We start from the raw sequence: 22796 nt of genomic DNA on the forward strand, positions 1-22796 counted from the left end.
CCCGGTCCAACGGGGGCCCTCGGCGGGCCGGAACGACGCCGGGTGCGCTTTCACCCGTACGGGAGACCCCCGGCGGAATACCACGTGATCATCTTCTGTTCCCCGAGCCGAGACGACGACGCGGAGCGGACAGGGGGCCCGGGCATGGGCGGCGCACGGCAGGACGTGACGGTGAACGGGACGGTGGCGGCGGGCTGGGAGCCGGTACGGGAGGAGTTCGCGGCCTTCGTCGCCGCCGAGCGGCACTCCCCCGAGGCCCAGCTGGCGGTCTGCCATGACGGGCGCCGCGTGGTCGACCTGTGGGCCGGCGAGGACACCGGCGCCGACACCCTCACCGGGGTCTACTCCGTCACCAAGGGCGCGGCACACCTGGTGGTGGCGCTGCTCGTGCAGGACGGCGTACTGGACCTGGAGCGCCCGGTGTCGGCGTACTGGCCGGAGTTCACCGGGGACGGCAAGGAGCGGCTCACGCTGCGGCAGCTGGTCTCGCACCAGGCGGGCCTGATCAACACCCCCGAGGGCTTCGACTACCCCGAGATCGCCGACGACGCGCTGGTCGCGGCCCGGCTGGCCCGGCAGAAGCCGTACTGGGAGCCGGGGACGGCGTACGGCTACCACGCGTTCGTCATCGGCGCGCTGACCGGCGAGGTGGTGCGCCGCGCCACGGGCCGGTCCCTGCAGGAGGTGTACGAGGAGCGGATCCGCGCCCCGTACGGCCTGGACCTGTACATGGGGCTGCCGGAGCAGCTGGAGGGGCGCTGGAAGCCGGTGCTGGACATGCTGCCCACGCCGGAGCAGCTGGCGGCGCAGGCCGCGGACACCACGGCGATGCCCGAGCTGCTGCCCGTCGCGTTCAACGCGCACCGGGAGCCGCCGATGGACCTGGTGGCGTACGCGAACCACCCGCGGGTCAAGGCGCTGGGCCCGGCCTCGGCCGGCGGCATCGGCACGGCGCGCGGGGTCGCCGGACTGTACGCGGCGGCGATCGGGGAGATGGACGGCCGGCCGGCGCTGCTGGACCCGCGGACGGTGGCCGAGGTGGCCCGCCCGCACACCCCGGGCCCGGACCGGGTCACGCCGGAGGCGGACCACTTCGGGCTGGGCTTCGAGCGGCAGCACGCGGTGGGGCCGCGGGCCTTCGGGCACAGCGGCGCGGCGGGCGGCCTGGGCTGGGCCGACCCGGCGACGGGGGTCGCGTACGGGTACACGCGCCGCCGGTTCGGCTTCCCGGGCGGTGCGGCCCCGGAGAACGGGCGCCTGACGGCGGCGGTGCTGCAGAGCGCGCGGCGCGAGCGGTAGCCCCGGCGACGGCCGGCCGACGGGTGCTCGGTTCGGCTACGCCTGGCCGGTTTCGAAGCGGCTGATGCGGTCGCCGTCGACGGTGAACCGCCAGGCGGTGCGCATCTCGCCCCAGGTGTCGTTGCGGTAGTTGACGAGGAGGGAGCGGCCGCCGTCGGACTCGGAGACCACGTCCATGTGGCCGCCGGAGTCGAAGATCTCCTTGTCGATCCACTCCTGCAGGTCGCGGTCCGAGCCGTCGTCGGACATGGTCGCGTCCGGGGTGAGGAGCCCGAGGAAGGCGTCCTTGTCGTGCGCGTTGACGGCGGCGACGAGGCGGCTGACGACCGGGTCGGACAGCTTGCCGTGGGCGATGGTCAAGGGGACCCTCCTCCTGATCGGTGGGGTGCGCAATGCGCACGATCAGGGAACACCCGCCGGTCGGCGTGTCAGGCGGTGGCGCGCCGACCGCCTCACGCGCACTCCACCTTCTCGCCCACCGGTGTCCAGTCAGACGGGCCCTTGGCGCCGACGGCCCGGACCTGGAAGCAGTACCGGACCTTCGGGTCGAGGTGCGGGACCGAGAAGGTCCTGGTGTTGGCACCGACGCCGAAGTTCTGGTTGAGGGTGGTGTTGCGGACCTCGTAGCCCGTTTCGTTGCTCGCGTTGTCTTCCCAGTCGACCCGGACGCTCTTTTCGCTGCCGACCGGGACCGCCGTGGCGACGACGTTCGAAGGCTCGTTCGGCCGTCCGACGTCCGCTCCGGCCCGATGGGTGATCGAGAACTCCGCCGAGGTCGAATCGTTCGACAGGAACTCTCTGTTGCGCACGATCAGGTTCTCATTGCGGACCTTGCCCATGGCGATCGGTCTTTCAGAGACCCGTATCGATCCCTCGAGGTCGGGGTCGTTGCAGCGCGACCCTTCGTAGAGGGACAGCGTGCCGTTGGGAGTGACGGTCTCGTCGCGGTGGAGGTAGAACGTGATGACGAGGACGCCCGTGGACTCCCCGGCCGCGCACCGGGAAAAGCGGAAGGTACCTGTCGTGGCGTCGTGCGTGAGGTCGACCGCTTGGGTGAAACTGCCTCCGGTCACCTCCCCGCCGGCGTCCCGCACGTTGAGCACTCCTTGGATCAGCAAGGTGTGGGTGTTGCGTGCCGCAGCGGGCTCCGTCATGCCCACGAAGAGAACGGGGGTCAGCAGCACGGCAGCCCCCGCGGCATATCCCGGCTTCATCTCGCACCTCGTGGTTCTCCCCGCCTGGCCATGGCACCGCGGCTCGGCGAGAGCGCGCCGTGCATCCCCCATATCGCCAGAGTCCCACCGGGGCAAGTGCGGCGCATCCCGAGTACGGCGGCCGCGGACGGCGGCGGGACGATCCGCGCACGCATGCTCCTGCCTAGGGCGCGTCGGGGGCCGTCCGGACCGGGAAGCCGGTGGGGCGGCCCTGGTCCTTCAGCCAGGCCAGGACCTGGTCGAGTGCCTCGACGCTCTGGCGGCGGTCGCCGCCGCCGTCGTGGAACAGGACGGTCGGGCCGTTGGATATCTCCCGCTTGACCGCCTCGACGATGGCGGCTGTGCCGGGCTTCTGGAAGTCCTTCGTGTCGACGTTCCAGCCGAGCGGGCGCATGCCGTTCGCGGCGGCGATGCGCCGGCTGTCGGGGGTGAACGCCCCGCCGGGCGCCCGGTAGTACTCCACCTTGGCGCCGCCGCCCGCCGCCTCCTCTATCAGCCTCTTCGCGTCCAGGATCTGGTGCTCCTGGTAGGCGACGGGCTTCTTGTCCATGGAGGTGTCGTGGTTCATGGTGTGGTCGCAGAGCCGGTGGCCGCCCTGGACCACGCGCCTGACCAGGTCGGGGTGGGCCTTGGCCTGCGGGCCGATCATGCAGAACGTCGCCTTGACGTCGTGCCGCGCGAGCACTTCGAGGATCTTCGGGGTCCACTGCGGGTCGGGGCCGTCGTCGATGGTGATGTTGACGGTGTTGCCCCCGCTTTCGGAGGCGTGGGCTATGGAGTCCGGTATCCGCCCCTGCGCCGCACCGCCGCCACCGCCCTGGGCTCCACCGCCCTGGGCTCCACTGCCTTTGGCCCCGCCGCCCTTGGCTCCGTCGTCGCTGCTGCCACCACTGCTGCTGCCGGTGCCCGAGCTGCCGGTGCCGGGGCTTGCGGTGCCGGGGCTTGCGGTGCTGCCCCCGCTGCCGCCGGCACCGGCAGCCGCACCGGCACCCGCGCCCAGCTCCTGCGACACGTCCGGGCGCGGGGTGTGGTCCGGTGCCACGAGCGTCACGGCGCCCCAGACGGTGGCGGCGACGGCAACGGCCGATGCGGCGACGGCGATCCGGGACCGGGTACCCAGCTTCTGCGTGCGCGCCTTGAAATCCATGAACTTCCCACTCCCCCATCCGCGGTGGCCGGACGCTCTGTGCTTCAGGACGTGCATCCAAGCGAAGGGGTTCCCACCCATTCCCCCGCAATTTCCGGAGAAGGGGGTCTTGACCCTTGATCGTCCCGAAATAAGTCCCGAAGTGAAACGGGAGAGAACAATGTGAACCAGGTGGAACCGGATGACCGTGCCGCCCCCGGGCCGCCGCACCTCAACCCCGAGCCGCGGCCGCCCTGTTTCCGTACCCGCCGACACCCGCACCGACCCGCGCAGATCCGTGACGGAACGGCAACAGCCTCCGGCCTGGGGGGCGCGTCCAACCGGGATGCGGCATCGTGGTTCGTGGGGGCAGCGGCTCTCTGAAATGCCGCGGACCCGGCGAGGGGAACGACGCGGGGACGTCCCCTCCAGTTCATTCGCCAACCGTGAGGAGGGGCGATATGTCCATGCCCCGGAGTCACCCCAGCACGCGCTGGGTCATCGCGATCGCGGCGGTCTGGCTGCTCCTTCTGGCGGGAAGCCCCTCCGCACGGGCGGTACCGAACCTCCAGCCGGGCACCGGGCAGACGATGGCACCGGACACCGGCGGAGCGACGGGCATCAGCACCGTCTCCCAGCGGGACGGCCACCTGGACGTCTTCTGGGTCGGGCCCGACGGCTCGATCAGGTCGAACTGGTGGGACAGCGACCCGAACGGGGCCTGGGCCAAGCACCAGCCGTTCAGCATCACCCCGCCCAACAGTGCGGCCCTCAGGTCGGGCGTGTCCGCGGTCTCGCAGCGCAACGGACACCTGGACGTCTTCTGGATCGGACCCGACGGCTCGGTCAGGTCCCACTGGTGGGACGGCGGCGCGAACGGCGCCTGGTCCACTCACGGCCAGTTCAACATCGCACCGCCGAACAGCGCCGCCCCGAACTCGGCCATCACCGCCGTCTCCCAGCGGGACGGACACCTGGACGTGTTCTGGATAGGCCCTGACGGCTCGATCAGGTCGAACTGGTGGGACAGCGACCCGAACGGGGCCTGGGCCAAGCACCAGCCGTTCAGCATCACCCCGCCCAACAGCGCGGCGCTGAACGCGGGCATTTCCGCGGTCTCGCAGCGCAACGGACACCTGGACGTCTTCTGGGTCGGACCCGACGCCACGATCAGGTCCCACTGGTGGGACGGCGGCGCGAACGGCGCGTGGTCCACCCACGGCCAGTTCAACATCACCCCGCCCAACAGCGCCGCCCCCAACTCGGCCATCACCGCCGTCTCCCAGCGGGACGGACACCTGGACGTCTTCTGGATCGGACCCGACGGAACCATCAGGTCCCACTGGTGGGACAGCGCAGCAAGCGGCGCCTGGGGCACTCACGGCCAGTTCAACATCACCCCGCCCAACAGCGCCGCCCCGAACGCCGGCATCACTTCGGTCTCCCAGCGGAACGGCCACCTGGACGTCTTCTGGATCGGACCCGACGGAACGGTCAGGTCCCACTGGTGGGACGGCGGCGCGAACGGCGCCTGGTCGACCCACGGCCAGTTCAACATCACCCCACCCAACAGCGCCGCCCTGAACACGGGCATCACGTCCGTCTCCCAGCGGAACGGCCACCTGGACGTCTTCTGGGCGGGCCCCGACGGAACCATCAGGTCCCACTGGTGGGACAGCGCAGCAAACGGCGCCTGGGGCACTCACGGCCAGTTCAACATCACCCCGCCCAACAGCGCCGCCCTGCCCGGCGGAAGCGCCCCGCCCCAGCCGAATCCGCAGAATCCGCCGGCACCCTCGCAGGAGCAGCGGTTCCTCGACCAGATCAACAGCGCACGCCAGAAGTACGGGTGCGCCCCCTTGAAGACCGACCCGAAACTCACCGAAACCGCTCGCGCCCACAGTGAGGACCTGGCCAAGAACCCGGACCTCACGGCCGAGGGCATCGCGAACCGCGGCCACGTGGGCAGCGACGGCACGCTGCCCTGGGACAACGGCGCGACCGTGGGACGGATCCACCGGGATCTGGGTTCATCCGCTGACCGGGCCCAGGGCGAGAACGTCCACTGGGGCAAGGGGGACACCTTCGACAAGGCGATGGACGACTGGATGAACCACGACGAGGGGTCGAAGTGGGGCCACAAGTACAACATCATGGGCTGCGACCCCGACGATCCCGCCAACCCGTACAGCAACGGCGCCATCGCGAACTACAAGCCGCCGCCCACGGCGAGCTACAGGCTGGTCGGAGTCGGCATGGCCCAAGCCGCCGACGGCACCGTCTACATCACGCAGGACTTCGCCGGCTGACCCCGACTTCAGTCACCGGGACTGAAGAACTCACCGTCCGAGACCGGCGGCCCCGCTTCCCTGGCGTGGTGATACTGCTCGTCCACTATCTCCACGAACCGAAGGCGACGCGGGTCGTCCAGCGCAGCCATATGGTCACGCCACATGGGACCACTGTTCTCCCAGTGTGCTCGTGCCACCTCTCCCCGGAAATGAGCTCCCAGCACCACGCGCAGTGCGCTGTCGTTCAGGCGTCCCAGGTGATGGTCACTGGCCCACATGCTCACGATCAGGTTCGTGACGATGACCTGCCTCCACCGCGCCTCGGTCATCGGAGTCCTCGGCGGTTCCCAGCAACGCAGCAGTGCCGAGTCCCCCAAGGTCAGCATCGTCAGCTCGCGATGGGCTGCACGAAACGTCTGCTCACCGTCCAGCCGAGCCTGCTTCGCCTGGAATGCTATGGACGTGACGACTCCGAGCAGAGCTGCAGCGGAGATCACCACCGATACGGCACCGTACGACTGGCTTATGTCGCTCAGGCGATCCCAGTCCAGGGCCTTGGGCGCAACGAGGTTCAAGGCGAACGGTGTCGCCGCAACACCGCATATGAAGACGAGAAGCGCACCGCTCCATGCAAGAGCACGGCGGATCGTGCGCGACTTGGGACTGTCTGCCATCCGCTGTCCTCTTTCCCGACGGGCTCGCAACGCCGGCTCTGGGCTTCCCTGCCGGACTCCGAACCGGGCTCATGCCAAAGCTCCTTGACCGCAACACGCTTGGCAAGAGGGCTGAGGACAGGTGGGCATCGGGACCATGCGGGTATGCACGAATCCACCACTCGCGTGCGAACGCGGGGCGGGACAGCGCCGGCCCCGGCGTCGAGACGCCGGGGCCGGGGGCTGCGTACGCGGGCCGGGGAGGCCGCTCGGGCGGAGCCGCTAGTGGGCCAGGGACTCCTGGGCGGACGGGGCCGACTGTCGGCCCTCGGCGCCGGCCTGGGCCGGGCCCGCGCCCCGCAGCGGGACCTCCTTGACGAACCAGGCGGCCGCGAAGCCCAGGACGGCGACGAGCGCGCCGAGCAGGAACGCGGAGTGCGTGCCGGCGGCGACGGCGTACTGGTAGGCCTCGCGGACGGCCTCCGGCAGCTTCTTCAGGCTGGCCGCGTCGAGCTGGGCGGAGCCCGCCGCAACGCCCGCCTGCGGGCCCAGCCGCTCGGTCATGGTGTCGGTGACCCGGCTGGTGAACAGCGAGCCCATCAGCGCGACGCCGAAGGAGCCGCCGAGCGTACGGAACAGGGTGGCGGAGGAGGACGCGACGCCCATGTCCTTCATCTCCACGCTGTTCTGCGCGACCAGCATGGTGATCTGCATCAGGAAGCCGAGGCCGGCGCCGAGGATCGCCATGTAGAGCCCCGAGACCAGGCGGGTCGTGCCGGTGTCCATCTGCGCGAGCAGGAACATCCCGACGACCATGAGCGCGCCGCCCGCGATCGGGAAGACCTTGTACTTGCCGGTGCTGGTGGTGATCCGGCCCGCGATCAGCGAGACGACCATCATCGACAGCAGCATCGGCAGGAGCAGCAGCCCGGAGTTGGTGGCGGAGGCGCCCTGGACGGACTGCTGGAACAGCGGCAGGTACAGCACGCCGCCGAACATCGCGAAGCCGACGAGGAAGCCGATCACCGACATGAGCGTGAAGTTGCGGCTGCGGAAGATGTGCAGCGGCATGACCGGCTCGGCGGCCTTGGTCTCGACGAAGAGGAACGCGCCGATGGCGAGCACGCCGACGACGATCAGGCCGAGGACCTCGGCCGAGCCCCAGGCGTACTCGGTACCGCCCCAGGTGGTGACGAGGACGGTCGAGGTGATGGCCAGGGTCAGCAGGGCCGCACCCAGGTAGTCGATCTTGCCCTGGGCCTTCTTCTTCGGCAGGTGCAGGACGGCGGAGACCATGGCGAGCGCGACGGCGCCGAGCGGCAGGTTGATGTAGAAGGACCAGCGCCAGCCCATGTGGTCGGTGATGGTGCCGCCGACGAGCGGGCCGCCGATCATGGCGAGGGCCATCACGCCGGCCATCATGCCCTGGTACTTGCCGCGCTCACGCGGCGGGATCAGGTCGCCGATGATCGCCATGACGCCGACCATCAGCCCGCCGGCGCCCAGGCCCTGGATCGCGCGGAAGCCGATCAGCTGGCCCATGTCCTGGGCCATGCCGCTGAGCGCGGAGCCGATCAGGAAGATCACGATGGAGGTGAGGAAGGAGCCCTTCCGCCCGTACATGTCGCCGAGCTTGCCCCAGATCGGGGTGGAGGCGGCGGTGGCGAGCGTGTACGCGGTGACCACCCAGCTGAGGTGCTCCAGCCCGCCGAGCTCGCCCACGATCGTCGGCATCGCCGTACCGATGATCATGTTGTCGAGCATGGCCAGCAGCATCGCGATCATCAGTGCCATCAGGACGACGCGTACGCTGCGCGGCTTCACCTCCTCCGAAGCCCCGACCGTCATCGCCTTGTCGCCCATGTTCCGCTCCCCGTTTACTCTCACCTGCTCCGGGCCCTTACTTGCCGCCCGGCTAGTTCACTACACTGGGGAAGGTAGACCCGGCACTAGCCGGGCGTCAAGTAAGTTCGTGGGGAGAGCCATGTCCAGCAGCAGTCCGCAGGGGCGTCGAGGCAACACGCGCCAGCGCATCCAGGACGTCGCACTGGAGCTCTTCGCCGAGCAGGGGTACGAGAAGACGTCGCTGCGCGAGATCGCAGAGCGGCTGGAGGTCACAAAAGCGGCGCTCTACTACCACTTCAAGACCAAGGAAGACATCATCATCAGCGTCTTCGAGGACCTGACGCGGCCCATCGACGAGCTGATCGAGTGGGCCCAGCAGCAGCCGCGCACCCTGGAGACCAAGCAGGAGGTGCTGCGCCGCTACAGCCGGGCCATGGCGGGCGGGGCGCAGCTGTACCGCTTCATGCAGGAGAACCAGGCGACGATGCGGGAGCTCAGCATCGGCGAGACGGTCAAGCGGCGCCTGTTCACGCTGGTCGAGCTGCTGCGCAACGACGACGGGCCGCTGACGGACCAGGTCCGCTGCGCCAGCGCCCTGTTCACGCTGCACGCGGGGATGATGTTCCTCCAGCACGTGGAGGCCGACCCGGAGGAGACCCGCCTGGCCGCCCTGGAGGTCGCGATCGACCTCATCACCCAGGCCCACCACGGCGCCTGACGGCCCGTACGGTCGCCCCCGCCGGGGGCAGAGCGGCCCGGGGAAGCCCGGGCGGCGCGGAGCCACGGGGAAGCCCGGGCACGGAGCCACGGACTTCCCCGGAGGGCCCCACTCCCTTACTTCACGGCCCACTGCCCCGTCTGGTCGGCGAACCCTGAGTTCATCGCGAACTGGAGCGTGACGATCTTCGAGTCCTTGGGGACCTCGAACACGATCCAGCCCAGCGCCTTCTCCCCCGCCGGGAGCTTCAGCCCGCTCGTCATCTCCGGCCCTTGCGAGATCTCGCCGATCGTCGCCTGGAACCGCTGGCCCTGCTCGTCGGCGACCTGCGCGCCGTTGCCCGGGCTGTCCTGGTACACGGCCGTCCCCGTGTTGGTCAGCTCGAACTGGGCGGCCACCCACCGCTTGCCGTCCTCCGGCTTGTTGAACTCGTCCTTGCCGGTGGCCGGGTCCGCCCACTTCTTGATGGTCACGGCCAGCTGCTCACCGTCACCCTGGCCCTTGAGGTTAAGGGTGTCGCCGACGGCGGCCTTCTGAGCCCCCTTGGCCGGGGCGGCGGAGGCGCTGCCCTCGGCGTTGGGCGCCGGAGAGCTCGCGACCTTGTCAGGGCTGGTCTTGACCTCGCCGGTGTCCTGACAGGCGGTCAGTGTGAGTGCGCCGACAACTGCGACGACTGCGGACATGGCGCTGCGCGTACGCATGTTTCCCCCCGAGGCCGAGATCAAATGACACTGCATCATCAGTGCTGCGCGGGCTCCCGTCCGCCGGGTGTCCATATCGTGACCGACGAGTGCGCATGCCCGTCGCCAACCTCATCCAGGACGGCGGCCGGACCCCACCCCGACCGGGCCGCCGTAGCCGAGGGCGCCGGCCCGCGGCAGGCTCACCCAGGTACGGGTCCCCCCGCCGGGCTCCCGCGAGTCCCCGAACCCCCACTCCCCGCCGCACTCCCGCACGACCACCCGCAGGAGCCGCAGGGCCGCCCGCCGCCGGGCCTCGCAGTGCGCGGCGAGGCGGGGGTGGTCGTGGCCGGCGTGCCCGTCGTACACGGTGAGCCGCAGGGACTGGTCCTCCCGGTACCGCAGATTGAGGTACAGCGATCCGCCGGGATCCAGGTGCCACCCGGCGGCCAACAACTCCCCCGCCACCTGCACGGCCGCGGGCACGAGCGGATCCAGCCCGTACGCATGCAGCGCCGCCCGTACGGCGGACCGCCCGATCTGCGCACTGGAGGCCTCTCCCGGCACGCTGAGACTGCACACGAGCGTGTCGGGCGCGGGCGGCCCCCCGTCGGCCCGGACGGCCGGGCTGGACGGACACACGGTGAAACGGGCTGCGGACGGCATGGTCATCGCTGACTCCTCAACAAGGCACGGCGGCAAGGGGATACGCGGCTGCGGTGAGGTCGGCGCGCACGAATGGCTCCGCGGGGTCGGGTGAGCGAGCTGTGGCTTGTCCCCGGTGCAGGACATGGCGCGGCCCGGAGATGCGCTTCAACTCCCGTTGCGTGAGCGGTGCGTTACTTACTGTAGCGCGGTGGTGGAAAATTTTTCACCTCCTCGCGGAAAGCTGGGCACCGGTGGCCGTCGCAGGCTCGACCGGGCAGACTGCGGGCAGCACCCGAGAAGGGAGACCCATGGGGGCCAGGTCATCTCCTACCGAGCGGCAGCGCCGATTGGGGTCCGAGGTCCGCCGCATGCGGACGTCCGCGGATGTCTCGGCGGAGACCGCTGCCGGCCTCCTCGGTACGGACCGCTCGAAGATCTCGCAGATCGAGCAGGGCTTCCGCGCCATCAGTGAGGATCGGCTGCGCACACTGGCCTGCAACTGTGCTTGCGCGGACGAGAGGTACATCGAAGCCCTTGCGGCCATGGCCCGACCCAAGACGCCAAGTTGGTGGGACCGCTATCGCGGCGCCCTGCCCGCAGGGCTACTGGACATCGCCGAACTTGAGGCCCATTCACCGCACTTGCGCACCGCGCTCACCGTGCACATCCCCGGACTGCTCCAGACCGCAGACCACGCCCTCGCGATCTTCCGCGTGGCCGTGCCGCCCTTGCCGGAACACGAGATCGCGTTGCGGCTGGCGTTCCGCATGGAGCGTCAGCAGATCATCGAGGACGGTTCCCCCGTCCGATACACCGGCATCGTTCACGAAGCGGCCCTGCGCATGCAGTTCGGTGGGCCGCAAGTAGCCAAAGTGCAGCTGGAGCATCTCGCACTCGCCTCCGAACGGGACACCATCGCCATCCGGGTGATCCCCTTCAGCGCAGGCGCATTCCCGGGTTCGGGCCAGACGGTTCTCTACGCGGAGGGTCCCGTGCCTCAACTGGACACCGTCCAGATCGACAGCACGCACGGTCCGGAATTCCTCCATGGCCAGGCACAGTTGGCCAAGTATCGCGCCCATTTGGACTGGGCGGAGGACCTGACGTTGTCCCCGGCAGCCTCCCGGGACCTGATCCACTCGATCGCCCGCGAGCTCTGAAAGGAGCACCATGCCCGACATCGTCTGGGAGGACCCGTACTGCGCCGAGGGCAACGCCTGCTACCGGATCGGAGTGGACGGCGAGGGAAACAGCTACATCGCCGTCGCCGGAGCGGAGTCCGCGTACCTGACCGACAGCACGGAAGCCCTCCGCCAACTGATCCGCGACATCAAGGCCGGCAAGGCCGACCACCTCCTCGCGGGCTAACCGGTCGCAAGCGGCAAGGGACGATCCACACCATCTGAAGGGGCACCGGTGGCCGACATCACCTGGGAAGAGCCGTTCTGCGGCGAGGGCAACTCCTGCTACCGGATCGGCATGGACGGTGACGGCAACAGCTACATCGCCGTCGCAGGACAGGAAGCGGCATACCTCACCGACAGCGGTGAAGCCCTCCGCCAACTGATCCGGGACATCAAGGCCGGCAAGGCCGACCACCTCCTCGCCGATTAGGGGCTGCCGGGGCGGTGTCCGCGCGGGCGGAAGCGCGTCTGGGCATCCAGCACGGCTTCGGCGTAGCGGCCCGCCCACGCGCCCATCGCGCGGATCGGGTCCAGCAGGGCAACGCCCGCCTCGGTGAGGGCGTAGTCGACGCGTGGCGGGGCCTCGGCGTACGCCCGCCGCACGACCAGGCCGTTGTACTCCAGGCGGCGCAGGGCGTCGTTGAGCACCTTGGGGCTGATCCCGCCGATGCGGGTGATCAGCGCGCGCGGCCTCAGGGGTCCGCCCTCGCCGAGGATGTACACGATCACGCTGTCCCAGCGGTTGGCCAGCACCTCGAAGGCCACGCGCGCCTGGCAGTCCGCGGCGAACTCGCCGCCGCCCAGGTCCTCGCCCAGAGCCGCCTGTTCCTCCACCGCTCCGTTGGCCATGCGCCCATCCTGCCCGGCCGATGCACACCATGTGGTGTGCATCGGCCCGCCTAGCGTCCTGTCCGTCACATCCCACGGCACGGACGACAGGAGCACACGCATGCGTATCGGCATTCTGGGGACAGGGGCGATGGCGACGGCCCTCGGTGGGGCCTGGGTGCGGGCCGGCCATGACGTCCGGGTGGGCGGTCGGGACGCCGAGGCGGCCGCCCGCACGGCCCGGCGTACCGGCGCCGCCGGACACGGCAGCCTGGCGGAGGCGACGGCCCACGGGGACGTGGTGCTGACCGCCGTACCGGCCGATGTCGCACCGCAGTTGGCCGAGGAGCTGGCCCCTCTGCTGGTCGGCCGGACGGTGATCGACTGCACCGTTCCGATGGCACCGGGGGCCGACGGACCGGCCCTGACCACGGGCGGCGACTCCGCCTCCGTCGCCCGGCTCATCGCGGACGCCGCCCCTGGCTCCCACGTGGTGAAGGCCTTCGGTGTGTGCCACGAGAGCATCTGGACCCTGGACCGGCCGGCCTTCGAAGGGGTCCCGCTGACGGTGCCCTTCTGCACCGACGAACCGAACGCCGCCACGCGGGTCGCGGAGCTCATCGCCTCCATGGGCTGTACGCCGTTGGCCTGCGGTGGCCTCGGCCGTGCCGCCCTGTTGGAGGCCACGGCCGTCTTCGCCGTCGGCATCTGGTGGTCGGGCGCCGAGGCCCGCTTCGTGTTCCCGGCCCCGGCTCTGGCGCCGGGTGCCGTGGACGACTAACCCGGCCCGGAGCCACCCGGTCGACGCAGCGTGCTGTTGGCACGAATCATGCGATCGGCGGCAGGAGTGCCACTCGTGGGGCGGGGCGGCGAGGACAACCATGGGGGCATGACAAGCGCACCGCTCGGCCGCAGCGCCGCATACAAGGTTCTGACCACCGGCTACGTGGGGTCCACCGGGCCCGGCGTCGCCGCGACCGTCTCGTACGTGTCCGACGCGGGCCGACACGTGATCTTCGATCCGGGGATGGTCGCGAGCACCGATGACATCCTCGGCCCGCTCGCCGAACTCGGCCTCGGGCCGGACGACATCACGGACGTGGTGCTCAGCCACCACCACCCGGACAACACCATGAACGTCGGCCTCTTCCGCAGCGCCCGGGTGCACGACCACAAGGTGGAGTACCGGGGCGACCAGTGGAAGAACCGGGACGCCGAGGGCTACGAGCTCACCCCCTCGCTCCGGCTCATCCGCACCCCCGGCCACAGCCCCGAGGACATCACCCTGCTCGCCGGCACGGACTCGGGCGTGGTCGCCTTCGCCGGCGATCTGTGGTGGCACGCGCAGGGCCCGGCGGACGACCCCGTGGCCCCGGACCGCGAGGTCCTGCGCGCCTCCCGGGAGAGGGTGCTGGCCGCGGCGGACCTGATCGTGCCCGGCCACGGAGCCCCGTTCGAGCCCGCCGCCGGCACCCCGCGCTGAGCGTCCCGCCCGTATCAGTCGACGTACCAGATCTGGGTGTCCGCGCCCTCGTACTCCCACTGCTGCGCGCGGGCGCCGTCCTCGGTGTCCGAGTCCGCGATCTCGAGCGCCTTGCCGGTCGCGTGGTTGCGGATCACGCCGTCGCCGATGACCCACTGCTGCTCGGCGGCGCCGTCGACGCAGCCCCACGTCTGGACCCTGGCACCGTTGCGCGTGCCGCCGTGGGCGACCTCCAGGCACATGTCGGGGTGCCGGCGGCTGCGGATCTGGACCTGGCGGCCGTCGGGGCCGGTGGGGTGCAGGTGCCACTGGCTGGCCTCCTGGCCGAGGCAAGTCCACTGCTGGACCCGGGCGCCGTCCTCGCCGCTGTTGTCGTCGATCTCCAGACACCGGCCGCTGTTGCGGTTCACGAGGTGGATGTAGGTGCTCTCGGGACTCGGGGCGGCCTGGCCTGCCGCGGGCGTCAGGAGCACCAGGGCTGCCGCTGCGGCTGCTGAAGTCGCAATCTTCCTCGATATGTTCTGAATGTTCACCACATCATGATCATCCAGCTGTGGCGGTCACGGCCCGGCCATCCACCACCCGAAGCGTTTTCAGGCAATGGATGGCCGGAAATCGATCTGATCCGCCGCCCTGCTACGGGGATGACGGGAAGACCGCCGGGCCGAAGCGGACCGGATCGTGCCAGGGCTGCGTGCCGACGACCCAGGCCACGTTCAGGAAGCCGGCCTTGTCGACGCCGAGTGCGGTCAGCAGGTCGGGCGCCTGGTTCGCCATGGCCATGGGGGCGCCGGCCGGGAAGACCGAGGGGCCGAACCGGACCGGGGCGTGCCACGGCTCCGTATTCACCACCCACGCCACGTTCAGGAACCCCTGCTTGTCCACCGCCAGGGCGGTCAGGAGATTGGCCTGCTGCTTGGCCATGGCCACCGAGGCTCCGGGCGGGAAGACCGACGGACCGAAGCGCACCGGGTCGTGCCAGGGCTGCGTACCGGCCACCCACGCCACGTTCAGGAAGCCGTCCTTGTCCACCGCGAGCGCGGTGAGGAGATTCGGCTGCTGGTTCGCCATGGCCACGGGGGCGCCGGGCGGGAAGACCGACGGGCCGAAGCGGACCGGGTCGTGCCACGGCTCCGTATTCACCACCCACGCCACGTTCAGGAACCCCTGCTTGTCCACCGCGAGCGCGGTCAGGAGGTTGTCCTGCTGCTTGGCCATGGCCACCGGGGCTCCCGGCGGGAAGACCGACGGACCGAAGCGCACGGGGTCGTGCCAGGGCCCCGTACCGACCACCCACGCCACGTTCAGGAAGCCGTCCTTGTCCACCGCGAGCGCCGTGAGCAGGTCGTCCCGCTGTTTCGCCATGGCCACCGGGGCGCCGGGCGGGAAGATCCCCGGGCCGAAGCGCACGGGGTCGTGCCAGGCCCCAGTACCGGCCACCCAGGCCACGTTCAGGAAGCCCTGCTTGTCCACGGCCAGGGCGGTCAGGAGGTTGTCGGTCTGCTTGGCCATGGCCACCGGGGCCCCCGGCGGGAAGACCGACGGACCGAAGCGCACCGGGTCGTGCCAGGGCTGCGTCCCGACCACCCACGCCACGTTCAGGAAGCCGGCCTTGTCGACGCCGAGCGCGGTGAGCAGGTTGTCCTGCTGCTTCGCCATCGCCAGGCGCACCCCGGACAGGGTCGTCGTGGCCGGCGGCTGGGGCGGCGGGACCGGGGCGCCGCCGGGCGGGATGGCCTGCTGCCCGCCGACGTTGCCCGCCGCGAGGTACCGGCAGACCAGGATCCACCCGGTGCCGCCGTTCTTCCCCACCGGCACGCCCTCCTTCACGCCGCAGCCGACCTTCGTGGTGAGAGACGCGGGGTTCATCCACACCATCTGCGAGTAGTGGCCCCACAGCTTGTAATTGGTTCCGTCGGCCGCGTTGCTGTCGACGGCAGCGTTGTTGTCGGCGTCGAACTTGGGCTTTTCGGCGATCCAGCTGTAGTCGACGGAGGGGTCGAACGCGATCATCGGACGCGCCGGTTGCGTGGAGGAGTTGAGCAGGTTCTCGCCCTCGTTGCCGTTCGTGGCGCGCTCGCTGTGGTGGAGCCCGCCGTCCGCGCTGGACAGCGGGTCGTCGGCCCACGCTTGCGCATCGCAGGCGACCTTGGCGTCCCACTCCACAGGGACCACGGTCAGACCGGGGTTGTACTTCTGGGCGGCATCACGGCGGGCGTCGTTGTGGGCCCGGACGAGCGCGGCGGCGTCGGCGTCGCTGATCTGCGAACCCGTACCGGGCGGGGGGTCGGACGACGGGCAGGTCTCGCCCTTGGCCTCGACCGCGCCGACCGCGGGCCCCGTGGCGGCGTGCCCCTGCGCGAAGCCGGCCGGCACCGCCGGGCCCATCATGATCAGACCGCAGGCGATCGCAGCCGCCGTGGCGAACGAGTTCGGTTTCATAAGGCACCCCTGAACTCAGCTGAACTCTGCGACGTGGAGATCTCCGTTCGTCCGGCGCGCTCCACCGGGCGCCGGAGATGAGACCACCGTCGCCCGTTCGGAGGACGTCAGCCCGCCCGCGAGGACCCTGCTGCGCCACTCGGGTGAATTCGGCGCCTGCGGTTGCGAGCGGCCCGCCGGGATGCGCCCGCAGGGGATCCGGTGGACGGTGGAGGGATGCCTAGGCGACGGCCCGGCCGCTGATGAAGGCGGTGAGGCGGTCGACGTAGGCCTCGGGGTGGGTCAAGTGCGGTACGTGGCCCGCGCCCTCGAAGATGTGGCGCTCGGCCCGACCGCCGAACGCGCCCGCGACCTTGTCCCGGATCACGGGGAACCACGGCGGGCTCTCGGTGCCCGTGGTCAGCAGCACCGGCCCGGTGAACCCGCCGAGGCGGCCGAGGTCGAGGGCGGCCCAGTCCGGATCCGCCTGCTCGTCGGCGAAGGTCGGGGCGTTGGCGGTGAAGGTCCGCCGGACCGGATCCGGGAGCTGCTCCCACGCCCCCGGCCCGAAGGCGACGTCCTCCACGAACTGCCGCGCGGCCGTCTCCGGCTCGCCGGAGCTCAGGGCGGCGAGGACGCTGCCGATGGCGGCCTGCATGGGCGCCATCAGCGGCCGGAGCTCCGCCTCGTCGGCCACGACCGCCATCAGCGGGGGCTCGTGCGCCATGATGCTGCGCAGCAGCTCGGGGCGGCGGGCGGCCAGCCCGAGGGCGGTCGAGGCGCCGAAGGAGTTCGCGGCGACGTGCACGGGGCCGCTGCCCATCATCTCGATCAGCGCGGCCAGGTCGTCCTCGTCCTCGCGCCGGCTGCCCTGACCGGGCGGGCGCTCGCTGCGGCTGTGGCCGCGGCGGTCGTACGCCAGGACCCGGTACGTCTGCGCGAGGCGCGGCAGGACGAACCGCCAGCCGAGGTGGTCGCTCCAGGAGCCGTGGACGAGCACCAGCGGCTCGCCGCCGGCCGGGCCCTCGGCCTCGTAGAAGAGCTCGACGCCGTTCACGCGCGCCCGTGGCATGCCTGTCTCCTCCGCCGGTGACCCGCTCCCTCGGGAGACATACCGCGGAGGGGGCGGCCCCGCACCGGGCGGCGGCGCGACCCATCCGCCCGGACCAGCCACCGGGACCAGCCGTCAGCGCAGGCGGCGGTCCGCCTCCGCGATCGGAACGTCGTTGATGCTGGCCTCGCGGCGGCGCATCAGGCCGGCGTCGTCGAACTCCCACTGCTCGTTGCCGTGGCTGCGCCACCACTGGCCCGCGGCGTCGTGCCACTCGTACTCGAAGCGGACGGAGATCCGGTTGCCGGTGTACGCCCACAGCTCCTTGCGGAGGCGGTAGTCGAGCTCGCGCTCCCACTTCTCGGCGAGGAAGGCGCGGATCTCGGCGCGGCCGGTGAGGAAGCGGTCGCGATTGCGCCACACGGAGTCCTCGGTGTACGCGAGGGCCACGCGCTCGGGGTCCCGGGTGTTCCAGGCATCCTCGGCGGCCTGGACCTTGGCGCGGGCGGACTCCTCGGTGAAGGGCGGCAGGGGCGGGCGTACGGCGGTCATGGGCGTCGCCTCTCGGGAGGGGAACGATCGAGAACGGTCGTTCTCCGATCATGCGAGAACCGTACGAGAACGAGCGTTCTCCGCGCAAGGGTTTCTCGGCTACGCTGCCCGCATGGACGACGAAGAGGCCCGCACCCGGCTCCTGGACGCGGCGGAGGCGCTGTTCTACGCCGAGGGCATCCAGGCCGTCGGGATGGACCGCATCCGCGCGGAGTCCGGCGTACCGCTCAAGCGGCTGTACAAGGTCTTCCCGGCCAAGGAGGCGCTCGTCGCGGCCTACCTGGAGCGGCGCGACCGGCGGTGGATGGCGAGCCTGCGCGACGCTGTGGAGGCGGCGGCCGGCGATCCGGTGGGGGCCGTGTTCGAGTGGCTCGCGGGGTGGTTCGCGGAGCCGGGGTTCCGCGGGTGTGCGTTCCTGAACGCCTTCGGGGAGCTGGGGGCCGGGCCCGCCGGGGTGCTGGACGTCGTACGCCGCCACAAGGCGGAGCTGCGGGCGCTGCTGGGCGAGGCCGCGGGCGGGGCGGGCGCGGGGCGGGAGGAGCTCGCGGAGCAGCTCCTGATCCTGGTGGAGGGCGCCACGGCCGTGGCCGCCCTCACCCCCGGCCCGGAGCCGGCCCGGCGCGCGGGGGCGGCGGCCACGACGCTCCTGGCGGCGGCCGCGGCTGCCTAGCCGCTGGTGTTGCTGCCGGCGCCCGCGCTCCGGGGGAAGGTGATCTCCACCCGGCGGTTCTTCTTGCGGCCTTCCTCGGTGCTGTTGTCCGCTATCGGGTAGTCCTCGCTGTAGCCGCGGACGTCGTAGACCACGCCGGGGACGGTGACGGTCTTGGCGAGCTCCGCCTGCACGGCGTCGGCGCGCTGCTTGGACAGCTCCTTGCCGTGCTCGTAGCTGCCCTGGTCGTCGGTGAAGCCGAAGACGCGGATGCGGGTGGCTTTTTGGGTGTTGATCTCCTGGGCGATGGCCTGGATGCGGGCGGCTGCGGCGGCGTTGAACACCGCGCTGTTCTCCGGGAACAGCACCTCGGACTGCAGCGCCATCATCACCGTCTGGTTGGTCTCCTGACGGCGCTGCTCGCCGCCGAGGTCCTCGACGACCTCGGCGATGTCGAGCACCTTGATGGGGGCCAGGGTCCCGCCCTGGGGGATCTTGAGCCCCGGGGCCTTGGAGTCGATGGGCACGGGGGCCGCGGCGGAGGGCTCGGTGCCGGGGGGCACGGAGGGCTTCACGTCGTCGGCGTGGGCGCTCGTCGCGCCGAGGAATTGGACGCCGGCGATGACGAGCCCGGCGACGGCTGTCGCGGCGGTTACGCGGTGGCGTTTTGTCATGGGGTCACCCGGAGATTTTGATGGTGGCCGTGGCGAACGTGGGCAGGCTCATCTCGACCTCCGCAGTGGCGGCCGGTGGCGCCGGGAACTGAGCGAAGAAGGGCACCGACTGCCCTGCTTCGATGATGGCGAGGCCGGTGGTGCACAGGCACCTGCCGTCCGTGTCACGGAGCACGTAGTAGCGCTTCTTGCCGGCCTTGTCGACCAAGGTAACCCCTGCTACCGAGACACCGCTGGCGTTGAGCTCGTTGCCGCGCCAGGGAGCGGTGTTGACATAGGGGGCGCTACCGGTGTTCTTCAACTGGCCCTCCAGCGTCAGGAATCCGCCCGCGTCCCGCGCCGCCTTGTTGACGGTCAGCGTCATGCCGGCTTCACCATTGACCGTGGCGAGGACCTCCGTCGGCGCGGACTTGGGGCTGCCGCTCGGCGCCGGCGATTTGGGGGCGTCTCCTTGGGACTTCGACGACGGGTCCTGGGCCTTGGGCTTGCTGTCGTCCCCCACGCCGCAACCCGCCACCGTGATCGCCAAAGCGACCGCAACTGCGGCAGCCGCTCCCCCGCGGATCTTCACCGAGTGCCGAGTGCTCATCTATGCAGCTTCCTTCTCTCGCGTACGTGTCAGTCGACCAGTCGAACCGTGAAGAGCGCCCTCGCCAGGTTGGTGAGCGGGCCCGGTTTCGCCGGATCCAAGGTGAGAGGCTTCCCGTCGCAGACGAAGGTGACGCCTCCCGCTCCTGGCGAGGAGCTCGGGCTCGGAGCCGGCGTCGGATTCGGCGTCTGGGGGGGTGGGGTGGGCACCGGTGCCGACCGCAGGGCGCACCGCGGCTTGATCCGCGCCTTGGCCGTGGCCTTGCCGTGAACGCTTTCCGTGCCCGGCACGACCGATCGCCCGACGGTCCCGTTCGTTTGCACCGTGACGGTGACCACGGGGATGGCTGCCTCACACTGCGCGGTGGCATCGTTCAAGGCGGCGAACTCGTCCGCCTTTCCGCATGCCCCTTTCCCCGTGAGAAGGTCACCATCGACGAGCTTCGTCCAGTCAGCGGGCTTGAGACTGAGCAAGTCGAGCCCCAGAAAGGCGTTGTCTCTGGCCTCACCGGCAGCCGCGAGGGCAGCCGCATCAGCCGCACCCTGCGCATTGCTGCGCGTGACACTGGCCTGACCCACGACGAAGAAGGCCAGAGCAGCGAAGAGCAGGCCGACGATCGCGACCGCGTAGATCGGGAACGCCTGCCCGCGATCATCTCGGAACCTGCGCCGGATCACTTCCCCGCGGTGATGCTCGCGACGGCACCCGTGATCTTGGTGGTGATGGCCTGCCCGATGCCCGTGCCGACGATGGCGCCGATGATCACCACGACCACCAGGATGATCCCGAGGTACTCGAACGCCGTCTGGCCGCGGTCGCGGCCCGTGGCCTCGTAGCGCTTCCGCATCCGCGCCAGGGTGCTCTGCTTCATGAGGGGTCCCTCCCGGTCCGGTGCCGCTGTCGATTTGCGGACCGTACGGGGAGTCACCGGTCGTCACCAAGGGTCCCGGGGCCCAAATACGGACCCACTGCGCACTGCGTCTAGCCATGTCCAGTCACCCCCGGACGGGCGGTTCCCAGCCAGCGGGCTATCGCCTCGCTGCGGCTGGCGCTCTGGAGCTTGGCGAAGATGCGGTTGATGTGGTTCTTCACCGTCTTCTCGCTGATGAAGCAGGTGGCGGCGATCTGCTGGTTGCTCATCCCGGACGCGATCAGATCCATGACCTCCACCTCCCTGGAACTCAGGCCGAAGAGAACAGAGTTGTGCAGCCGCTCAGGAGACTGTGCCACAGTTCGTTGCGGTTGCGAAGAGGTACGGAGTTCCGCGAGCAGGGTGCTCGCCGCCGTCGGGGTGAAGTGGGGCCGGCCCTCGCGGGCGTCGTGGACGGCCCGGAGCAGCTCGTCCGGCGTGAACTCGCCGTGGACGAGGTAACCGCCCGCGCCCAACAGGAGCGATTCCCGGACGGCCTCCGGGTCCTGGCTGTACGTCAGCATCAGCACGGGCGCCAGCCGGACCAGGTGCGGCAGGGCCGAGATGCCGTCCACGCCCGGCATCCGGACGTCCAGCAGGACCACGTCCGGGGCGTGGCGGCGCGTGAGGCCGATGGCTTCGCGGCCGTCGGACGCCTGGGCCACGACCTCGATGTCCCCCGAGGTGTCCAGCAGGGCGGCCAGGCCGGCCCGGACGACCGGGTTGTCGTCGGCGATCAGGACGCGGAGCGGCAGTGGGGACATCAGGGGCTCCCTTCCGGGGTCAGGGCCGCGAGCGGGAGGTCCAGGCGGACGCGGGTGCCGGGGCCGTCCGGGCGCGGGCCGATGTGCAGGCGGGCCCCGATGGCGGCGGCGCGTTCCGTCATGCCGAGCAGCCCGAACCGGCCCGTGGAGGCGGCCGTACGCAGGTCGGCGCCCCCGGGCGGCAGTCCCCGGCCGTCATCGTCGACCAGCAGGGTGAGGTGCGCCGAGTCCGACGCCGAAGCCGTCACCGTCACCCGCGTCGCCCCCGCGTGGCGGCGGGCGTTCTCCAGGGCCTCCGCGGCCACCGCCAGCAGCTGGCGGGCGACGGGGCCGGGCACCACCGGCAGGGTCCCGTCCGTCAGCACCTCCGTCGGCACCTCCGCATCCCCTTCCGCCGCCAGCCGCCGCAGCTCTCCCGCCAGCGACACCCCCGGCGCCTCGACGTCGCGCCGCAGGTCGGTCAGGAGTTCGCGGGACTCCGCGACCGCCCGGCGGGCCGCCCCGGACAGCAGCTCGGCCTGGGCCCGTACGGCGGCGGGGTCGGCGGTGCGGGACAGGGCGTCGGCGGCCAGGGCCAGGCCGTGCAGGGTCTTCGACACCGAGTCGTGCATCTCGCGGGCCAGCCGGTCCCGTTCGCCACGCACCGCCTCGGCCACCGCGAGCCGCGCCCGCACCTCCGTCAGGGCCTGGCTCGCCGCCCCGAAGCGGAACAGCAGGTCGCGCAGCGAGGACCCCGCCGCACCGGCCACCAGGCACAGCACCGACAGGGCCGGCACCCCGCCCGGCAGCGCCGCCACCGCGACCGCCTGCAGGGCCGCGTACACCGCCGAGCCGCGCCAGCCGTAGACCAGCCCGGCCAGCAGCGGGGTGCACAGCGAGACGAAGCCGAGCGGGGAGCGCGGGGTCGCCGTGACCAGCAGCAGCGCGCCGAACGCCGTGTCCACGGCCAGCAGCCACCGGTGGCGCAGCAGCAGCGGCCCGAAGCGCTCCCAGTCACGGAAGAGGGCGTACGAGCACATGAAGGTCAGCAGGATCGCCCCGGCCACGAGGTACGTGGGCCCGCCGCGCGCGGTCCCGGCCAGGGCCAGCGGGGCGCCGAGCCCGATCATCACCATCCGGAAGGCGAACACCCGCCGGCAGAGGGCCTGCAGCGCATTCACCCGGAGGGTGAGGGAGTCCCCGGCCCCGACGCCTTCCCCCGCCCGCGCCCCGACGCC

General features: G+C 71.0%; 27 protein-coding genes. 9 read left to right on the forward strand and 18 right to left on the reverse strand.

Annotated elements, in window-relative coordinates:
* The first annotated feature begins 144 nt into the window (after window positions 1–144).
* Entirely contained in the window at window positions 145–1299 is a 1155-nt protein-coding gene (locus AB0F11_RS16890; protein WP_362173605.1) for a serine hydrolase domain-containing protein, read from the forward strand.
* Between the two features lie 36 nt (window positions 1300–1335).
* Here AB0F11_RS16890 and AB0F11_RS16895 read toward each other — a convergent pair whose 3' ends face one another.
* From AB0F11_RS16895 to AB0F11_RS16905, 3 genes are all read right to left on the reverse strand, one after another.
* Window positions 1336–1659 carry a nuclear transport factor 2 family protein gene (locus AB0F11_RS16895; protein ID WP_362173608.1) on the reverse strand — a complete coding sequence of 108 codons (324 nt, stop codon included), beginning with the start codon at window positions 1657–1659 and terminating at the stop codon, window positions 1336–1338.
* A gap of 92 nt (window positions 1660–1751) precedes the next feature.
* The gene (locus AB0F11_RS16900) at window positions 1752–2483 is read right to left on the reverse strand and encodes a fibronectin type III domain-containing protein (RefSeq protein ID WP_362173610.1); all 732 of its coding nucleotides are present in this window, start codon (window positions 2481–2483) and stop codon (window positions 1752–1754) included.
* Window positions 2484–2676: 193 nt separating this feature from the next.
* Window positions 2677–3660, reverse strand: coding sequence for a polysaccharide deacetylase family protein (locus AB0F11_RS16905; RefSeq protein ID WP_362173613.1), 984 nt, complete (start codon window positions 3658–3660; stop codon window positions 2677–2679).
* Window positions 3661–4100: 440 nt separating this feature from the next.
* On the opposite strand from AB0F11_RS16905, the gene AB0F11_RS16910 reads away from it, so the two are divergent.
* The gene (locus AB0F11_RS16910; protein ID WP_362173616.1) at window positions 4101–5948 is read left to right on the forward strand and encodes a CAP domain-containing protein; all 1848 of its coding nucleotides are present in this window, start codon (window positions 4101–4103) and stop codon (window positions 5946–5948) included.
* 8 nt (window positions 5949–5956) lie between these two features.
* Here AB0F11_RS16910 and AB0F11_RS16915 read toward each other — a convergent pair whose 3' ends face one another.
* Both AB0F11_RS16915 and AB0F11_RS16920 read right to left on the reverse strand, forming a co-directional pair.
* Entirely contained in the window at window positions 5957–6604 is a 648-nt protein-coding gene (locus tag AB0F11_RS16915; protein ID WP_362173619.1) for a DUF6082 family protein, read from the reverse strand.
* A gap of 261 nt (window positions 6605–6865) precedes the next feature.
* Window positions 6866–8446 (reverse strand): MDR family MFS transporter, encoded by a 1581-nt coding sequence (locus AB0F11_RS16920; protein WP_362173622.1) that lies wholly within the window; start codon window positions 8444–8446, stop codon window positions 6866–6868.
* 121 nt (window positions 8447–8567) lie between these two features.
* Here AB0F11_RS16920 and AB0F11_RS16925 point away from each other — a divergent pair, with 121 nt between their 5' ends.
* Window positions 8568–9146, forward strand: coding sequence for a helix-turn-helix domain-containing protein (locus AB0F11_RS16925; RefSeq protein ID WP_362173625.1), 579 nt, complete (start codon window positions 8568–8570; stop codon window positions 9144–9146).
* 116 nt (window positions 9147–9262) lie between these two features.
* Here the strand turns inward: AB0F11_RS16925 and AB0F11_RS16930 are convergent, their stop codons facing one another.
* Together AB0F11_RS16930 and AB0F11_RS16935 are read right to left on the reverse strand one after the other, a co-directional pair.
* On the reverse strand, window positions 9263–9829 hold the full coding sequence (locus AB0F11_RS16930; RefSeq protein WP_362173628.1) for a DUF4352 domain-containing protein: 567 nt from the start codon (window positions 9827–9829) through the stop codon (window positions 9263–9265).
* 129 nt (window positions 9830–9958) lie between these two features.
* On the reverse strand, window positions 9959–10498 hold the full coding sequence (locus tag AB0F11_RS16935) for an ATP-binding protein (RefSeq protein WP_362173631.1): 540 nt from the start codon (window positions 10496–10498) through the stop codon (window positions 9959–9961).
* A 284-nt stretch (window positions 10499–10782) separates the two neighbouring features.
* On the opposite strand from AB0F11_RS16935, the gene AB0F11_RS16940 reads away from it, so the two are divergent.
* The 3 genes from AB0F11_RS16940 to AB0F11_RS16950 are packed head-to-tail and all read left to right on the forward strand — an operon-like array spanning window position 10783 to window position 12088.
* Window positions 10783–11634, forward strand: a complete 852-nt coding sequence (locus tag AB0F11_RS16940; protein WP_362173634.1) for a helix-turn-helix transcriptional regulator — start codon at window positions 10783–10785, stop codon at window positions 11632–11634.
* A 10-nt stretch (window positions 11635–11644) separates the two neighbouring features.
* Window positions 11645–11842, forward strand: coding sequence for a hypothetical protein (locus AB0F11_RS16945; RefSeq protein ID WP_362173637.1), 198 nt, complete (start codon window positions 11645–11647; stop codon window positions 11840–11842).
* A 48-nt stretch (window positions 11843–11890) separates the two neighbouring features.
* Window positions 11891–12088: a hypothetical protein gene (locus AB0F11_RS16950; RefSeq protein ID WP_362173640.1), complete on the forward strand. Its 198-nt coding sequence runs from the start codon at window positions 11891–11893 to the stop codon at window positions 12086–12088.
* Here AB0F11_RS16950 and AB0F11_RS16955 read toward each other — a convergent pair.
* Window positions 12085–12507: a helix-turn-helix domain-containing protein gene (locus AB0F11_RS16955; RefSeq protein WP_362173643.1), complete on the reverse strand. Its 423-nt coding sequence runs from the start codon at window positions 12505–12507 to the stop codon at window positions 12085–12087. The genes AB0F11_RS16950 and AB0F11_RS16955 overlap by 4 nt on opposite strands.
* On the opposite strand from AB0F11_RS16955, the gene AB0F11_RS16960 reads away from it, so the two are divergent.
* Window positions 12506–13267 (forward strand): NAD(P)-binding domain-containing protein, encoded by a 762-nt coding sequence (locus AB0F11_RS16960; RefSeq protein WP_362173717.1) that lies wholly within the window; start codon window positions 12506–12508, stop codon window positions 13265–13267. The genes AB0F11_RS16955 and AB0F11_RS16960 overlap by 2 nt on opposite strands.
* A 108-nt stretch (window positions 13268–13375) precedes the next feature.
* A complete protein-coding gene (locus AB0F11_RS16965) occupies window positions 13376–13969 on the forward strand; it encodes an MBL fold metallo-hydrolase (protein WP_362173646.1) in 594 nt (197 codons plus the stop codon).
* Between the two features lie 14 nt (window positions 13970–13983).
* Here the strand turns inward: AB0F11_RS16965 and AB0F11_RS16970 are convergent, their stop codons facing one another.
* The 4 genes from AB0F11_RS16970 to AB0F11_RS16985 all read right to left on the reverse strand — a co-directional run bounded on the left by AB0F11_RS16970 (window position 13984) and on the right by AB0F11_RS16985 (window position 17993).
* Window positions 13984–14502, reverse strand: coding sequence for an RICIN domain-containing protein (locus AB0F11_RS16970; protein ID WP_362173648.1), 519 nt, complete (start codon window positions 14500–14502; stop codon window positions 13984–13986).
* A gap of 103 nt (window positions 14503–14605) precedes the next feature.
* Window positions 14606–16411: a CAP domain-containing protein gene (locus tag AB0F11_RS16975; protein ID WP_362173651.1), complete on the reverse strand. Its 1806-nt coding sequence runs from the start codon at window positions 16409–16411 to the stop codon at window positions 14606–14608.
* Window positions 16412–16631: 220 nt separating this feature from the next.
* Window positions 16632–17462, reverse strand: a complete 831-nt coding sequence (locus AB0F11_RS16980; protein WP_362173654.1) for an alpha/beta hydrolase — start codon at window positions 17460–17462, stop codon at window positions 16632–16634.
* A 114-nt stretch (window positions 17463–17576) separates the two neighbouring features.
* On the reverse strand, window positions 17577–17993 hold the full coding sequence (locus AB0F11_RS16985) for a nuclear transport factor 2 family protein (protein WP_362173657.1): 417 nt from the start codon (window positions 17991–17993) through the stop codon (window positions 17577–17579).
* A 112-nt stretch (window positions 17994–18105) separates the two neighbouring features.
* On the opposite strand from AB0F11_RS16985, the gene AB0F11_RS16990 reads away from it, so the two are divergent.
* The gene (locus AB0F11_RS16990; protein WP_362173660.1) at window positions 18106–18663 is read left to right on the forward strand and encodes a TetR/AcrR family transcriptional regulator; all 558 of its coding nucleotides are present in this window, start codon (window positions 18106–18108) and stop codon (window positions 18661–18663) included.
* Here AB0F11_RS16990 and AB0F11_RS16995 read toward each other — a convergent pair.
* From AB0F11_RS16995 to AB0F11_RS17020, 6 genes are all read right to left on the reverse strand, one after another.
* A complete protein-coding gene (locus tag AB0F11_RS16995) occupies window positions 18660–19316 on the reverse strand; it encodes an OmpA family protein (RefSeq protein WP_362173663.1) in 657 nt (218 codons plus the stop codon). The two genes, AB0F11_RS16990 and AB0F11_RS16995, sit on opposite strands and share 4 nt — an antisense overlap.
* A gap of 4 nt (window positions 19317–19320) precedes the next feature.
* The gene (locus tag AB0F11_RS17000) at window positions 19321–19905 is read right to left on the reverse strand and encodes a hypothetical protein (RefSeq protein ID WP_362173666.1); all 585 of its coding nucleotides are present in this window, start codon (window positions 19903–19905) and stop codon (window positions 19321–19323) included.
* 29 nt (window positions 19906–19934) lie between these two features.
* A complete protein-coding gene (locus AB0F11_RS17005) occupies window positions 19935–20582 on the reverse strand; it encodes a pilus assembly protein TadG-related protein (protein WP_362173669.1) in 648 nt (215 codons plus the stop codon).
* Window positions 20579–20776 carry a hypothetical protein gene (locus tag AB0F11_RS17010; protein ID WP_362173672.1) on the reverse strand — a complete coding sequence of 66 codons (198 nt, stop codon included), beginning with the start codon at window positions 20774–20776 and terminating at the stop codon, window positions 20579–20581. Before AB0F11_RS17010 ends, AB0F11_RS17005 begins: the two co-directional genes overlap by 4 nt.
* Window positions 20777–20886: 110 nt before the next feature.
* Window positions 20887–21579, reverse strand: a complete 693-nt coding sequence (locus AB0F11_RS17015) for a response regulator transcription factor (RefSeq protein WP_362173675.1) — start codon at window positions 21577–21579, stop codon at window positions 20887–20889.
* Window positions 21579–22739 carry a histidine kinase gene (locus AB0F11_RS17020; protein WP_362173678.1) on the reverse strand — a complete coding sequence of 387 codons (1161 nt, stop codon included), beginning with the start codon at window positions 22737–22739 and terminating at the stop codon, window positions 21579–21581. Before AB0F11_RS17020 ends, AB0F11_RS17015 begins: the two co-directional genes overlap by 1 nt.
* Window positions 22740–22796: the final 57 nt, after the last annotated feature.

It is taken from the genome of Streptomyces sp. NPDC032472 (assembly GCF_040636955.1).
Classification (GTDB): domain Bacteria; phylum Actinomycetota; class Actinomycetes; order Streptomycetales; family Streptomycetaceae; genus Streptomyces.